Annotated in this window: 15 protein-coding genes and 1 pseudogene; 14 read left to right on the forward strand and 2 right to left on the reverse strand. The window is 74.1% G+C overall.

Going from position 1 to position 13,215, the window contains the following annotated elements:
• Nucleotide 1 precedes the first annotated feature (1 nt).
• The 6 genes from ACFY0I_RS00470 to ACFY0I_RS00495 all read left to right on the forward strand — a co-directional run bounded on the left by ACFY0I_RS00470 (nt 2) and on the right by ACFY0I_RS00495 (nt 5,140).
• On the forward strand, nt 2-370 hold the full coding sequence (locus tag ACFY0I_RS00470) for a holo-ACP synthase (protein WP_388888102.1): 369 nt from the start codon (nt 2-4) through the stop codon (nt 368-370).
• Between the two features lie 35 nt (nt 371-405).
• A complete protein-coding gene (locus ACFY0I_RS00475) occupies nt 406-1,818 on the forward strand; it encodes an NAD(P)H-hydrate dehydratase (protein WP_388888105.1) in 1,413 nt (470 codons plus the stop codon).
• 103 nt (nt 1,819-1,921) lie between these two features.
• On the forward strand, nt 1,922-3,070 hold the full coding sequence (gene alr / locus ACFY0I_RS00480) for an alanine racemase (RefSeq protein ID WP_388888108.1): 1,149 nt from the start codon (nt 1,922-1,924) through the stop codon (nt 3,068-3,070).
• A gap of 17 nt (nt 3,071-3,087) precedes the next feature.
• Entirely contained in the window at nt 3,088-4,275 is a 1,188-nt protein-coding gene (locus ACFY0I_RS00485; protein WP_388888111.1) for an alpha/beta fold hydrolase, read from the forward strand.
• The gene (gene tsaE, locus ACFY0I_RS00490; RefSeq protein WP_388889262.1) at nt 4,232-4,789 is read left to right on the forward strand and encodes a tRNA (adenosine(37)-N6)-threonylcarbamoyltransferase complex ATPase subunit type 1 TsaE; all 558 of its coding nucleotides are present in this window, start codon (nt 4,232-4,234) and stop codon (nt 4,787-4,789) included. The genes ACFY0I_RS00485 and tsaE overlap by 44 nt, the downstream gene beginning before the upstream one ends.
• Nucleotides 4,790-4,954: 165 nt before the next feature.
• Nucleotides 4,955-5,140 carry a hypothetical protein gene (locus tag ACFY0I_RS00495; protein ID WP_388888114.1) on the forward strand — a complete coding sequence of 62 codons (186 nt, stop codon included), beginning with the start codon at nt 4,955-4,957 and terminating at the stop codon, nt 5,138-5,140.
• A gap of 94 nt (nt 5,141-5,234) precedes the next feature.
• On the opposite strand, the gene ACFY0I_RS00500 is transcribed toward ACFY0I_RS00495, so the two are convergent.
• Nucleotides 5,235-5,792 carry a hypothetical protein gene (locus ACFY0I_RS00500; protein ID WP_388888117.1) on the reverse strand — a complete coding sequence of 186 codons (558 nt, stop codon included), beginning with the start codon at nt 5,790-5,792 and terminating at the stop codon, nt 5,235-5,237.
• Nucleotides 5,793-5,928: 136 nt separating this feature from the next.
• Here ACFY0I_RS00500 and tsaB point away from each other — a divergent pair, with 136 nt between their 5' ends.
• From tsaB to ACFY0I_RS00525, 5 genes are all read left to right on the forward strand, one after another.
• A complete protein-coding gene (tsaB, locus tag ACFY0I_RS00505; protein WP_362882702.1) occupies nt 5,929-6,591 on the forward strand; it encodes a tRNA (adenosine(37)-N6)-threonylcarbamoyltransferase complex dimerization subunit type 1 TsaB in 663 nt (220 codons plus the stop codon).
• A gap of 26 nt (nt 6,592-6,617) precedes the next feature.
• Nucleotides 6,618-7,100, forward strand: a complete 483-nt coding sequence (gene rimI / locus ACFY0I_RS00510) for a ribosomal protein S18-alanine N-acetyltransferase (RefSeq protein ID WP_388889264.1) — start codon at nt 6,618-6,620, stop codon at nt 7,098-7,100.
• Nucleotides 7,093-8,226: a tRNA (adenosine(37)-N6)-threonylcarbamoyltransferase complex transferase subunit TsaD gene (gene tsaD, locus ACFY0I_RS00515; RefSeq protein ID WP_388888120.1), complete on the forward strand. Its 1,134-nt coding sequence runs from the start codon at nt 7,093-7,095 to the stop codon at nt 8,224-8,226. The genes rimI and tsaD overlap by 8 nt, the downstream gene beginning before the upstream one ends.
• A complete protein-coding gene (locus tag ACFY0I_RS00520) occupies nt 8,223-8,495 on the forward strand; it encodes a hypothetical protein (protein ID WP_388888122.1) in 273 nt (90 codons plus the stop codon). The genes tsaD and ACFY0I_RS00520 overlap by 4 nt, the downstream gene beginning before the upstream one ends.
• Nucleotides 8,496-8,605: 110 nt before the next feature.
• Nucleotides 8,606-9,268, forward strand: coding sequence for a hypothetical protein (locus ACFY0I_RS00525; RefSeq protein WP_388888124.1), 663 nt, complete (start codon nt 8,606-8,608; stop codon nt 9,266-9,268).
• Between the two features lie 28 nt (nt 9,269-9,296).
• On the opposite strand, the gene ACFY0I_RS00530 is transcribed toward ACFY0I_RS00525, so the two are convergent.
• The gene (locus ACFY0I_RS00530) at nt 9,297-10,481 is read right to left on the reverse strand and encodes a methyltransferase domain-containing protein (protein ID WP_388888127.1); all 1,185 of its coding nucleotides are present in this window, start codon (nt 10,479-10,481) and stop codon (nt 9,297-9,299) included.
• Nucleotides 10,482-10,619: 138 nt separating this feature from the next.
• On the opposite strand from ACFY0I_RS00530, the gene ACFY0I_RS00535 reads away from it, so the two are divergent.
• The 3 genes and pseudogenes from ACFY0I_RS00535 to ACFY0I_RS00545 form a co-directional block, all read left to right on the forward strand.
• Nucleotides 10,620-11,534, forward strand: coding sequence for a polysaccharide deacetylase family protein (locus ACFY0I_RS00535; RefSeq protein ID WP_388888129.1), 915 nt, complete (start codon nt 10,620-10,622; stop codon nt 11,532-11,534).
• Nucleotides 11,534-12,415: a polysaccharide deacetylase family protein gene (locus tag ACFY0I_RS00540; protein ID WP_388888132.1), complete on the forward strand. Its 882-nt coding sequence runs from the start codon at nt 11,534-11,536 to the stop codon at nt 12,413-12,415. Before ACFY0I_RS00535 ends, ACFY0I_RS00540 begins: the two co-directional genes overlap by 1 nt.
• Before the next feature lie 665 nt (nt 12,416-13,080).
• Nucleotides 13,081-13,191: pseudogene (locus tag ACFY0I_RS00545) on the forward strand (GntR family transcriptional regulator); the annotation flags it as partial.
• Nucleotides 13,192-13,215: the final 24 nt, after the last annotated feature.

The raw sequence follows: 13,215 nt of genomic DNA on the forward strand, positions 1-13,215 counted from the left end.
TGTGATTGTCGGTGTGGGGATTGACGTTGCCGAGATCGAGCGGTTCGGCGCCGCGCTGGAGCGCACGCCGAACATGGCGCACCGCCTCTTCCTCGAATCCGAGCTGACGCTGCCGAGCGGCGAGCGACGCGGAACCGCCTCGCTCGCCGCCCGCTTCGCCGCCAAGGAAGCCCTCGCCAAGGCCCTCGGCGCGCCCGGCGGGCTGCTGTGGACCGACGCCGAGGTGTACGTGGAGGACACCGGACAGCCCCGGCTGCGCGTGCGCGGGACGGTCGCCGCGCGGGCCGCGGCCCTCGGGGTGAAGTCCTGGCACATCTCGCTGAGCCACGACGCCGGCATCGCGTCGGCGGTGGTGATCGCCGAGGCCTAGGCCTCCCTGCCGCCGTTTCGGGCAGGCTGGTGAGCATGCGTACTGCTTACAGCGTGGAGACCGTACGGGCCGCCGAGCGCGAGCTGCAGGCCCGGCTGCCCGAAGGCACCCTGATGGCGCGGGCGGCGGCCGGACTGGCCGTCGTCTGCGCGGGCCTGCTCACCCGCCGCCGCGGCCGGGTCTACGGCTCGAAGGTCGTGCTGCTGGTCGGCGCCGGCGACAACGGCGGCGACGCGCTGTACGCCGGCGCCCGCCTGGCCCGGCGCGGCGCCGGGGTGACGGCCGTGCCGATGGACCCCGAGCGGGTGCACCCGGGCGGGCTGGCCGCGCTGCTGGCCGCCGGAGGCCGGCTCGCGCCGACCGTCCCGGCGCGGGCGGACCTCGTCGTGGACGGGCTGCTCGGCATCGGCGGCCGCGGCGGACTGCGGCCGGCCGCCGCCGCCCTCGTGGAGCGCGTGCCCGACGGGGCGCTCGTCGTCGCCGCCGACCTGCCCAGCGGGGTCGACGCCGACACCGGGGAGACGGCGGGCCCGGCCGTCACGGCCGACGTCACCGTCACCTTCGGGGCGTACAAGCCCGGGCTGCTCATCGACCCGGGGGCCTCGCGGGCCGGCGCCGTACGGCTCGTCGACATCGGGCTGGAACTGCCCGCCCCCGACCTGGAGGCCCTCCAACACGCCGACGTGGCCCGGCTGCTGCCCGCCCCGACGGCGTCGAGCGACAAGTACCGGCGGGGCGTCGTCGGCATCGTCGCCGGGTCGGACCGCTACCCGGGCGCGGCGGTGCTGGCCGTCGCCGGGGCCCTGCGCGGCGGCGCCGGCGCGGTCCGGTACGTGGGCCCCCCGGCCGTCGCGGAGGCCGTGCTCGCCCGGTACCCGGAGACCCTGATCGGCCGGGGCCGGGTGCAGGCCTGGGTGGTCGGGCCGGGCATCGGCGACGGGCGGGGCGCGGACGTCGCCGCGGCCCTGGCCGACCAGGACGCGGCCGTGCTCGTCGACGCCGACGGGCTGCGCGGACTGGACCCGGCCGTGGTGCGCGCACGCCGGGCGGCGACCCTGCTGACCCCGCACGCGGGCGAGGCCGCGGCCCTGCTCGGGGTGGACCGCTCGGCGGTCGAGGCGGGCCGGCTGGCCTCCGTACGGGCGCCGGCCGCGCGGTACGGGGCGACCGTGCTGCTGAAGGGGTCGACGACGCTGGTCGCCTCCGGCGCGGCCCCCGTACGGGCCAACCCGACCGGGACCCCGTGGTTGGCCACCGCCGGGAGCGGCGACGTGCTGTCGGGGCTGGCCGGATCGCTGCTCGCGGCCGGGCTCGGCGGGGTCGACGCCGGGTCGGTGGCGGCGTACCTGCACGGACTGGCTGCCCGCCGCGCCGCCTCCGGGGCCCCGGTGACGGCCCACGAGGTGGCGCACGCCCTGCCCGAGGCGTGGCGCGACGTCCTGCGCTGAAGCGGCGCCCGCGCGGTGGTTTTGCCCCGGAGCGCCGGATTGGCCCCGTACCGCGGCCGGTGCGGGGCGGGCGGTACGGGGCGGTTCTGAGAGACTGACCCCGATGAACGAGACTCCGACGCGCGTGTACGCCGAGATCGACCTTGACGCAGTACGGGAGAACGTGCGCGCACTGCGCGCGCGGGCGCCCCGTTCCCGGCTGATGGCCGTCGTCAAGGCGAACGCCTACGGGCACGGGGCCGTCCCCTGCGCCCGCGCGGCCCAGGAGGCCGGCGCCGACTGGCTCGGGACCGCCACCCCGGAGGAAGCCCTCGAACTGCGCGCCGCCGGCATCGGGGGACCGGTCCTGTGCTGGCTGTGGACCCCGGGCGGCCCCTGGCGGGAAGCCATCGAGGCCGACATCGACGTGTCCGTCAGCGCCATGTGGGCCCTGGACGAGGTGCGCGCCGCCGCCCGCGCCGCCGGCCGCCCCGCCCGCGTCCAGCTCAAGGCCGACACCGGCCTCGGCCGCAACGGCTGCCAGCCCGCCGACTGGGCGGAACTGGTCGGCGCCGCCGTCGCCGCCCAGGCCGAGGGCACCGTCCAGGTCACCGGCGTCTGGTCGCACTTCGCCTGCGCGGACGAGCCCGGCCACCCCTCCATCCAGCTCCAGCTCGCCGCCTTCCGCGACATGCTCGCGTACGCGGAGAAGGAGGGCGTCGACCCCGAGGTCCGGCACATCGCCAACTCCCCGGCCACGCTCACCCTCCCCGAGAGCCACTTCGACCTCGTGCGCCCCGGCCTCGCCGTCTACGGCGTCTCGCCCGCGCCCGAACTCGGCACCCCCGCCCAGCTGGGCCTGCGCCCCGCCATGACCGTCAGGGCGTCCGTCGCCCTGGTCAAGACGGTCCCCGCCGGGCACGGCGTGAGCTACGGCCACCACCACGTCACCGAGGCCGAGACGACGCTCGCCCTGATCCCCGCCGGGTACGCCGACGGCTTCCCGCGCAACGCCTCCGACGCCGGGCCCGTCCTGGTCGGCGGGCGGATCCACCGCGCGGCCGGGCGGATCGCCATGGACCAGTTCGTCGTCGACCTCGGATCCGACCCCGCGGCCGCGGAGGTCCGCGCCGGCGACGAGGCCGTGCTGTTCGGCGACGCCGAACGGGGCGAACCCACCGCCGAGGACTGGGCTCGAGCGGCGCATACGATCGGGTATGAGATCGTCACCCGTATCGGAGGCCGGGTCCCCCGGGTGTACCTGGGCGGCTGAGTGAGGACGGCGACGGCATGAGCGAGAACTGGCGCAAGGCCGGCTGGGCCGGCGCGGCCATCGGCGTGCTGGCGGCGGGCGCGGCGGCCGGTGTCGCCGTCGAACGGATCACCGTCGGCCGGGGCCTGCGGATGAAGGCCCGCCTCGCGCTCGACGCGGCCGGCGACTACGGCTCCCTGCGCGGCACCGAGGGCACCTGCCGGGCCGAGGACGGCACCGAGCTGTACTACGAGAGCGACGAACTGCCCGACGGATCGGCCCTCGACGGCAAGAAGCGGCGCACCCGCCGCCCGGCCGCGCCCGGCGCCACCGTCGTCTTCTGTCACGGCTACTGCCTGGGTCAGGACTCCTGGCACTTCCAGCGCGCCGCCCTGCGCGGGGTCGTCCGCGCCGTCTACTGGGACCAGCGCAGCCACGGCCGCAGCGCCCGCGGCGTCGCCCAGGCCGAGGGCGTACCGGTGACCATCGAGCAGCTCGGCCGGGACCTGAAGGCCGTCATCGACGCCGCCGCCCCCGAGGGCCCCCTCGTGCTCGTCGGCCACTCGATGGGCGGAATGACCGTCATGGCGCTCGCCGAGCAGTTCCCCGACCTGGTGCGCGAACGCGTCGTCGGGGTGGCGCTCGTCGGCACCTCCAGCGGCCGGCTCGACGAGGTGACGTACGGGCTGCCCGCCTACGGCCTGGGCGCCGTACGCCGCATGCTCCCCGGCGTGCTCCGGGCCCTCGGCTCCCAGACCGAGCTGGTGGAGCGGGGCCGGCGGGCCACCGCCGACCTCTTCGCGGGCATGATCAAGATGTACTCGTTCGGCTCCCGGGACGTGGACCCCGGCGTCGCCCGGTTCGCCGAGCGGCTGATCGAGGCGACCCCGATCGACGTCGTCGCCGCGTTCTACCCGGCGTTCCAGATCCACGACAAGACCGTCGCGCTCCAGCGGTTCGCGGACGTCCCCGTCACCGTCATCGCCGCGGACCGCGACATGATCACCCCGCCCGAACACAGCGTGGCCATCAAGGAGACCCTGCCGGCCGCCGAGCTGGTGGTCCTGGAGGACACCGGGCACCTGATGATGCTGGAGCGCCCCGACATCGTGACCGGGCTGCTGACCGACCTCCTGGCGCGCGCGGGGGCCCTGCCCGCAGCGGCTAACGTTGGGACGCATGATGGAAGAAGTACCGCGGGAAGCGCCGCGCAGCCCGGCCGCTGAGGTCCTCGCCGGAACCGCCGCCGAAACCCTGATCACCGTCGACTCGCCCGCCTCCATGCAGGAGTTGGGCCGCAGGATCGCCGGCCTGCTGCGCCCCGGCGACCTCGTCCTGCTGACCGGCGAGCTCGGTGCGGGCAAGACCACCCTGACCCGGGGCCTCGGCGAGGGGCTCGGCGTGCGCGGGGCGGTGACCTCCCCGACCTTCGTGATCGCCCGGGTGCACCCGCCCCTGGCCGACGGACCGGCGCTGGTGCACGTGGACGCGTACCGGCTCGGCGGCGGGCTCGACGAGATGGAGGACCTGGACCTCGACGTCTCGCTGCCCGAGTCCGTGGTCATCGTCGAATGGGGCGACGGCAAGGTGGAGGAGCTCTCCGACGACCGGCTGCACGTCGTCATCGGCCGGGCGGTCGGCCACGAGGAGGTCCTGGACGACGTGCGCGAGGTCGCGGTGCGCGGCGTCGGGGCGCGCTGGGCCGGCGCGGGGCTGACGGGACTGGCCGGGCCGCTGTAGGAGCCGCGGGGCGGCGGGTCCTCGCACCTTCGGGGGACCCGTGCGAAAAAAGGTACCGACAAGTCGTCGGGAAAACATTGCGCCGGCGGCGGGCTGCGTGGTCACATGGTACTCAGCACTGGTTAGGTTTACCTAAGTACGGTGTCCCGGGTCCAGGAGGCAGCCATGTCGGCAGCAGGAGCAGAGCGAGCGTCCGTCGTGTCCATGCGGGTCCTGCTCGCGGCGGGCGCGGCCGCCACGGCGGTCTCGACCCCGCCCTCGTGGCGCGGCCGGGCCCCGGAGGCCCCGAGGGCCGGCGCCGCGCCCGCGCCCCACGCGGAACAGGCCGCTCCGGAGTCGGAAGCGGCCTGATACCACGTACGGGTGAACTGCGGCGGAAGCGTCGGGCGGGGCGGTCGGAAGGCGTCGGGCCAGGGAACGCCGTCGGATCAGGGCAAGGCGTCGGTCAGGAAACGACGACGATCTTCGCGCCGATCGTCGCGAACGCCCACATCGCGTCCCCGTCGGCACGCGCCATGCGGATGCCGCCGGTCTTCTTCCCCGCGTCCGGCGCCGGCGTCGCGCCGTCGACACGGGCGCTGAAGCCCACCGCGATGCCCTCGGTGGTGGTGAACCGTACGACGTGCTCGATCGGCACCCCGTCGGTGCCGGTGACCGAACCCGAGCGCGAGGTGACCGCGTAGCTGCCGGGCGGCGGGTTGACCGTGCTCGGCATCACCGTGAAGGTCCGCGGCTCCGGAGCCCCCTCCGTGACCAGCCACACCCGCTTCTGCGCCAGCGAGTACACGACGCGCGTCCCGGCCCCGGATTCCGCCGGCAGGGCCCCCGGCTTCGCGGGCTGCTGGGCCTGCGCCTGGTCGGGGGCGGGTGTCGCGGGAGCGGACGGGGCCGCCTTCGGGGGAAGCGCGGGTGCGGTCGCCGAGGCCTGGTAGCCGAGGAACCCGACGGCGGCGATCGCCGCGACCGTGAGCCCGGCCACGATTCCCGAGCTGCTGCGTGCCACCTTGCTCCACCTCTCCGCGCCTGTTGTGGACCTGCGTCCGGACTTGGGTGCGATAACCCCGGTCGAAAGGTAGCAGCAGGACCGCCCGACGCCCCGGCCGCAAGGCCCGGGGGCCCGGGAGTCGTAGGCTGTTCGCGTGCTCTTGCTCGCTGTAGATACCGCCACGCCCGCCGTCACCGTCGCCCTGCACGACGGGGAGTCCGTCCTCGCCGAGTCGAACCAGGTCGACGCCCGCCGCCACGGGGAGCTCCTGCTGCCCTCCGTGGACAAGGTCCTCGCCGAGGCAGGGGTGAAGCTCGAAGCCGTCACCGGCATCGTCGTCGGCGTCGGCCCCGGCCCCTACACCGGACTCCGCGTCGGCCTCGTCACCGCCTCCACCTTCGCCTCCGTCCTCGGCGTCCCGGTCCACGGCCTGTGCACCCTCGACGGCCTCGCCTACGCCGCAGGCGCCGCCGGGATCGAGGGCCCCTTCACCGTCGCCACCGACGCGCGGCGCAAGGAGGTCTACTGGGCCCGGTACGAGGACCCCCGCACCCGGACCGGTGAGCCGGCCGTGGACCGTCCGGCCGACATCGCCGAGCGCGTCGCCGGACTGCCCGCCGTGGGCCAGGGCGCCCACCTCTACCCCGAGGTGTTCACGGACGCGCGCGCCCCCGAGCACCAGTCGGCCGCCTCCCTCGCGGCGCTCGCCGCCGAACGGCTCGCGGCGGGAGCGGAGTTCCTCCCGCCCACCCCGCTCTACCTGCGCCGGCCCGACGCCCAGGTGCCCAAGAACTACAAGGTGGTCACCCCGAAGTGACCCCCGAGACCCCCGCGCTGCGCGAGATGCGCTGGTGGGACATCGACCCGGTGCTGGAGCTGGAACACCAGCTCTTCCCCGACGACGCCTGGTCCGCCGGCATGTTCTGGTCCGAACTCGCCCACGCGCGCGGCCCGCAGGCCACCCGCCGCTACGTCGTCGCCGAGGACCCGGCGACCGGCCGGCTCGCCGGCTACGCCGGGCTGGCCTCCGCCGGTGACCTGGCCGACGTACAGACCATCGCGGTCGCCCGCGAGCAGTGGGGCACCGGCCTCGGCGCCCGGCTGCTGACCGAACTGCTGCGCGCCGCGACCGCCTTCGAATGCGCCGAGGTGCTGCTGGAGGTCCGGGTCGACAACACCCGCGCCCAGCGGCTCTACGAGCGCTTCGGCTTCGAACCGATCGGCTTCCGCCGCGGCTACTACCAGCCCGGGAACGCCGACGCGCTCGTGATGCGACTGACCGACCCCGCACAAGCACGAACTGAGAGCAGTGAGAGCAATGGCTGACGAACCTCTCGTCCTCGGCATCGAGACCTCCTGCGACGAGACCGGCGTCGGCGTCGTCCGCGGCACGACCCTGCTCGCGGACGCGATCGCGTCGAGCGTCGACGAGCACGCCCGCTTCGGCGGCGTGGTGCCCGAGGTCGCCTCCCGGGCCCACCTGGAGGCCATGGTCCCGACCATCGAGCGCGCCCTGAAGGAGGCCGGCGTCAGCGCCCGCGACCTCGACGGCATCGCGGTCACCGCCGGACCCGGCCTCGCGGGGGCGCTGCTGGTGGGCGTGTCGGCGGCGAAGGCGTACGCGTACGCCCTGGGCAAGCCGCTCTACGGGGTCAACCACCTCGCCTCGCACATCTGCGTCGACCAGCTGGAGCACGGGCCGCTGCCCGAGCCGACCATGGCGCTGCTGGTGTCCGGCGGCCACTCCTCGCTGCTGCTGGCCCCGGACATCACCTCCGACGTCCGGCCGCTCGGCGCGACCATCGACGACGCGGCCGGCGAGGCCTTCGACAAGATCGCCCGGGTGCTCCAGCTCGGCTTCCCCGGCGGCCCGGTCATCGACCGGCTCGCCCGCGAGGGCGACCCGAAGGCGATCAACTTCCCGCGCGGTCTGACGGGGCCGCGCGACGCGGCGTACGACTTCTCCTTCTCCGGCCTCAAGACGGCCGTCGCCCGCTGGATCGAGGCGAAGCGGAAAGCGGGCGAGGAGGTGCCGGTGCGCGACGTGGCCGCCTCCTTCCAGGAAGCGGTGGTGGACGTGCTGACCCGCAAGGCGATCCGCGCCTGCAAGGACGAGGGCGTCGACCACCTGATGATCGGCGGCGGCGTCGCCGCCAACTCCCGGCTCCGCTCGCTCGCGCAGGAACGCTGCGACGACGCGGGGATCATCCTGCGGGTGCCGCGGCCCAAGCTGTGCACGGACAACGGCGCGATGGTCGCGGCGCTGGGCGCCGAGATGGTCAAGCGGAACCGACCGGCCTCCGACTGGGACCTGTCCGCCGACTCCTCGTTGCCGGTGACCGAACCGCACGTCCCGGGGGAGTCGCACGGGGGCGGGCACAGCCACGGGCACGGCCACGGACACGATCATGACCACGTGCACGAGCTCAGCAAGGACAACCTGTACTCGTGAGCACCGTCGCGCTGATGTGGGAGGCCCGGGCCGTCGAGGGCCGGGGCAACGAGCTGCTGGAGTGGGCCCGGGCGCAGGTCCTGGCCCGGGAGCCGGTGCGCCGCGAGGTGCTGCGGGCCGGCCAGGACCGGGTGCTCGTCGTCACCTGGTGGGAGGCCGCCGAGGGCACGGCGGCGGACCTGCCGCAGCTGCCGGAACCGGCCGACGACCTGATCACGCGGGCCGTGCACCGGTGGCGGTTCGAGTCGGTGGAGGTCACGGGCGGCTGAGGCCCTCCGGCCCGCTCGCGGCCCCGGCCCGCCCGCGGTGGCCGGCGGCTGGAGCGCGGGTCGAAGAAGGCTCCGCCGGGGCTGTATCGACGGCCGCTATGGTCATGTCCATGTCTCGTCGTGACCTCCCGCCCCCGCCGCCGCCCGCGCACCTGCGCGAGTGGCTGGACGAGGACGCCGTACGCGCCGACCGGGCGCGGTTCCTGGCGGACCTGAGCCGGCGCAGCCTGGGTCTGGGACGGCTGCTGCTGCTCTGGGCCGTCGCCGCGCTGTTCGTGATCGGCTGGACCTTCGTCGGCATGGCCGTCGCCGCCTTCGAGTCGGGCGATCCGCTCTCGTGCTTCTTCGGGTTCGTCTTCGGCCTGATCGGGCTGGGCGTACTGGTACCGGCCGGGTCCTGGTTCGTCCACGGCGTCCGGCAGGAGCGCCGGCTCAGCCGGCTGCTGTGGGCCTGGGTCGAAGCGGTACGCGACCCCGCCGCCACCGGCGACGGGCTGCGCGCGCCCGGGCGGAGCCTGGTGTGGCTGGCCGGCTCGCTCGTCCTGGGCGCGATCGGGCTCCGGGTGGCGTTCGGCGCCGCGGCCGGGGCGCGGCCGGGGGAGCACACGTACGGCGAGGTCGCCTGGTTCGTGGGACTCGGCATGATCCTGTGGATCACCGGCCTGCTGGGGTTGGCCCGGGCGGGCGTGCACCACCACCGGCTGGCCCGCTCCGGCCGCCCCGTACGGGCGGCCCGCCCGGCCCTGCCGGTGCTCCAGGACACGGCGTACTGACGGAACCCGGGCGGGGCCGGCGTCCGCGTCAGGCCCCCGGGGTCTGGGCGGGCGAGCCGATCAACATCGAGGGGGCTCCCGCCACCCGGGTCAGGAACACGGTCGCGGAGTTCGGCCCCTGCGGCTTCACCTTCTTGCGGAGTTCCTCCGGCTCGATGGCCGACCCGCGCTTCTTCACGGTCAGGATGCCGACCTCGCGCTCGCGCATCAGGGCCTTCAGCCTCTTGAGCCCGAACGGCAGCACGTCGGTGATCTCGTACGCAGTGGCGTACGGCGTCGGGCGTAGCTCGTCGGCGGTGACGTAGGCGATGGTCGGGTCGATGAGCCGACCCGCCAGCTCCTCGGCCACCTCGGCGACGAGGTGGGCGCGGATGACCGCCCCGTCCGGCTCGTAGAGCCAGCGGCCGACCGGGCCGGCCTCCGGGTCGGGCAGCGGGTCGGTGGTGTGCAGCTGCCGAGGGCCGGGCAGCAGGGTGGCCCGTACGGTGCCGGGAGCGGTCCCGAACCACAGCACGGCTTCCTTCACGTCCCCGTGGTCGGAGATCCACTCCGCCTCGGCCTCCTCCGGCACCGCCTCGTGCGGGATGCCGGGGGCGACCTTGAGGGCCGCGAACTTCGCCGTCCGTGCGGTGGCCACCGCCCACGACAGCGGCGGCGAGTAGGACTCCGGGTCGAAGACGCGGCCGCGGCCGCCCCGGCGCGCGGGGTCGATGAACACGGCGTCGTACCCGGACACGTCGACGTCCGTCACGTCCGCCTCCCGGACGTCGATCAGGTCGGCCAGGCCCAGGGCCTCGGCGTTGGCCCGGGCGACGGCCACCGTCAACGGATCGATGTCCACCGCCAGCACCCGGATCCCGAGCCGGGCCAGGGCGAGGGCGTCCCCGCCGATGCCGCAGCACAGGTCCGCGACGCTGCGTACGCCGAGCTCCGCGAGCCGGCCCGCGCGGTAGGCGGCCACCGGCGCGCGGGTGGCCATCTCGCCGCCGCCGGGCGTGAAGTACATCCGGAACGCGTCCTCGGCCCCGAACTTCGCCACCGCCCGCTGCCGCAGCCTGGCCTGACCCAGCGCGGCCGACACCAGGGGGGCGGGGTGCTCGCGGCGCAGCCGGGTGGCGAGGGCCAGCTCCTGGGCGGGGTCGTGGTCGCTGAGCGAGTCGAGGAGGGCGCGGCCCTCGGGGGCGAGGAGCGCGGCGAAGTCTTCGGGGGTCACCGCACCATTGTGGGCCAGTCGGTGGAAGGGGGGAGTCCGGCCGTGGTGTCGGCCGGGGTGTCGGCCCGGACGGGCGGTTGTCCGATGTAAAGATCCGCAGCTATGCAGCTAGTACGACAAAAGGGAAAGACCGCGCACATGGGTCACCGGTCCGCGGCACGTCCGCGCGGCCGGTACGGGGTGGCCGCGGCCGCGCTGCTGGTGGCCGCCCTCGGAACGGGGTGCGGCGCCGGGGAGCACGAGACGCCGGCCAAGTCCAAGCCCGCCAAGGGCGCCGAGGCGGGGACCGGAGCGGCGGGCGCGGCCGGCAGCGTCGCCGAACGGCTCAAGGCCGCCCAACAGGCCCGGATCGCCGCCGCGAAGCGGTGGGGCCTGGCCAAGTCGCCCCTCGTCGCCCCGCCGGGGCCGAAGGAGAAGCCGACGATCACCACCCGCGACGGCTTCGAGGTCGAGGACCAGGAGGAGCTCCCGCCCGTCTTCACGACGGTCCCGACGGAGGACAAGGTCGTCTTCCTGACGGTCGACGACGGCGCGGAGAAGGACCCCGAGTTCATCAAGATGATGAAGGAGCTGAAGATCCCGTACACGGCGTTCCTCAGTGACTACATCGTCCGCGACAACTACCCCTACTTCAAGGAGATGCAGGCCGCCGGCGTCACCTTGAACAACCACACCCTCAACCACCGCTACATGCCGGCGCTCTCGTACGAGAAGCAGCGCCAGGAGATCTGCGGGCAGCAGGACACCATCCAGAAGACGTTCGGCAAGCGCCCCACGCTCTTCCGCCCGCCGTACGGCAACTACAACCAGGACACGCTCATGGCGGCGAAGTCCTGCGGCATCAAGGCCGTCCCGCTGTGGAACGCCGAGGCCTTCCCGAATCGGATGGACTACCGGGAGTGGGACCGCGACCTGCACCCCGGTGACATCATCCTGACCCACTTCCGGGGACGGGAGGACTGGAAGGGCACGATGCCTGACATGATCCGTCATGTCATGAAGACCGTCACGGACAAGGGGTACGCCGTGGCCCGCCTGGAGGACTACCTGTGATGTACGCGCGCCGGCTGCTGGCCGGGACGCTGACGGCCGGCGCGCTCGCGCTTTCCCTGTCGGGGTGCGGGAACAGCGTGGATCCCATCGAACGGCTCGGCCGCAAGGCCACCCAGGACGGGGCGACCCCCACGGCCTCCCCGTCCGTCGGGGCCTCCTCGTCCCCTTCCTCGTCCACGCGTTCCTCGGACGAGGCGTACCGCAAGTGGGGGCTGACCGCCCCCGTCCAGTACGCCCCCAAGCCGGACCGCAAGCCCCAACTGCCGAAGGCGGCCCCGGGCAAGGCGGCGGTCGTCGACCGAATACCCGTCGCGCCGCAGGAGAAGGTCGTCTTCCTGACCTTCGACGACGGCGCGGAGAAGGATCCCGAGTTCCTGAAGATGGCGGCGGACCTCAAGCTGCCGATCAGTATGTTCCTCACCGACAACGTGGCCGCCGCGGACTACGGACACTTCGAGAAGCTCCGCGACAACGGCTCCGGCAGCACGGTGAACAACCACACCCTGACGCACCCGAACCTGCGGACCCTGCCCTTCGCCGCGCAGAAGAGGGAGATATGCGGCCAGCAGGACCGCCTGCAACAGCGCTTCGGCCAGCGCCCGCCGCTCTTCCGCCCGCCGTTCGGCAACTACAACGACGACACCCTCAAGGCCGCCGCCGAGTGCGGCATCTCCTCGGTCGTCCTGTGGCGCGCGTCGATGCAGATCAACAACTTCCAGTACGCCGAGGGTTCCACCCTCCAGCCGGGCGACATCGTCCTGGCCCACTTCCGCGGCCCGTCGGAACTCAAGGGCACGACGGAAACCCAGATGACCACGCGCATGCTCCGCAGCATCCAGGAACAGGGCTACCGCATAGGGCGGTTGGAGGACTGGCTGTAGGGGGCGGGGGCGGGATCTGCGAGGCGGGGCCGGGGTCGGGGTGCGGGTGGTCGGGGTTCCGGACGCCGGGTCGGGGTTCCGGTGGGGGCGGGATCTCGTTGATCCGGATCAGGGCGGGTTTGGTGGTTTCCCGCCGGTCTCATCGTCTCCCCGTGCCGTACCGGTCCCTCAAGGGCGCTCCCTTCGGTCGCGTCGCTTCGCGATGGCCTTCGGCCACCCTTGACCGACCGGCACGTCCCGGAAAGCCGAAGACCGCCGGGAACCCCCCAAAAGAACGGTCACGGGTCAATGGACGAGGGACGGGCGTCTCAGTGACGAGACGAGGGACCGTGCGCCGGCCAATTGGGCATACGGGCACGCCGGAGGCCCTGCGGCCGGGCCACGGGCGAGGCCAAGGGCCCTACCCGCCCGTCAGGACGACTGGAGCGACCTGGGAGGTAGTGGGCCGCTTCAGACCGTTGGGCCCGCCACGTGGGACGGCGTTTGCGGGCCGGCCGGGGCTGGTCGTAGGTGGTCTGGACGTCGTCGGACCCTCGTGGTGAACTCGCGTCCGGACGCGGTCGGGTGTGCGCAGAGGGCGTGAATGGGGCGATGGCCGGTCAGCCGAAGTGCCGGCGGATCGCCGATGCGCTGAGGGCGGGTATCGATGCGGGCGAGTGCGGGCGGTCATCCGGATCGTCCGCACCGCGTTCGCCGAGGACGGGCGCGCGGTCGAGATCAACGAGATGACGCTGGACTCCGCGTCCTACGTCCTGGAGTACGACTTCGACGCGTAGGGCGGCGCACAGCGCGGGAGCGGC

It is taken from the genome of Streptomyces sp. NPDC001568 (genome assembly GCF_042893755.1).
Taxonomy (GTDB): Bacteria; Actinomycetota; Actinomycetes; order Streptomycetales; family Streptomycetaceae; genus Streptomyces.

What these genes read in the sequence shown, in the direction of transcription:
- tsaD (WP_388888120.1), top strand. Translation starts at nt 7,093, where the DNA reads ATGGCTGACGAACCTCTCGTCCTCGGCATCGAGACCTCCTGCGACGAG.
- ACFY0I_RS00525 (WP_388888124.1), top strand. Translation starts at nt 8,606, where the DNA reads ATGTCTCGTCGTGACCTCCCGCCCCCGCCGCCGCCCGCGCACCTGCGC.
- alr (WP_388888108.1), top strand. Translation starts at nt 1,922, where the DNA reads ATGAACGAGACTCCGACGCGCGTGTACGCCGAGATCGACCTTGACGCA.
- rimI (WP_388889264.1), top strand. Translation starts at nt 6,618, where the DNA reads ATGCGCTGGTGGGACATCGACCCGGTGCTGGAGCTGGAACACCAGCTC.
- tsaE (WP_388889262.1), top strand. Translation starts at nt 4,232, where the DNA reads ATGGAAGAAGTACCGCGGGAAGCGCCGCGCAGCCCGGCCGCTGAGGTC.
- ACFY0I_RS00495 (WP_388888114.1), top strand. Translation starts at nt 4,955, where the DNA reads ATGTCGGCAGCAGGAGCAGAGCGAGCGTCCGTCGTGTCCATGCGGGTC.
- ACFY0I_RS00485 (WP_388888111.1), top strand. Translation starts at nt 3,088, where the DNA reads ATGAGCGAGAACTGGCGCAAGGCCGGCTGGGCCGGCGCGGCCATCGGC.
- ACFY0I_RS00475 (WP_388888105.1), top strand. Translation starts at nt 406, where the DNA reads ATGCGTACTGCTTACAGCGTGGAGACCGTACGGGCCGCCGAGCGCGAG.
- ACFY0I_RS00535 (WP_388888129.1), top strand. Translation starts at nt 10,620, where the DNA reads ATGGGTCACCGGTCCGCGGCACGTCCGCGCGGCCGGTACGGGGTGGCC.
- ACFY0I_RS00540 (WP_388888132.1), top strand. Translation starts at nt 11,534, where the DNA reads ATGTACGCGCGCCGGCTGCTGGCCGGGACGCTGACGGCCGGCGCGCTC.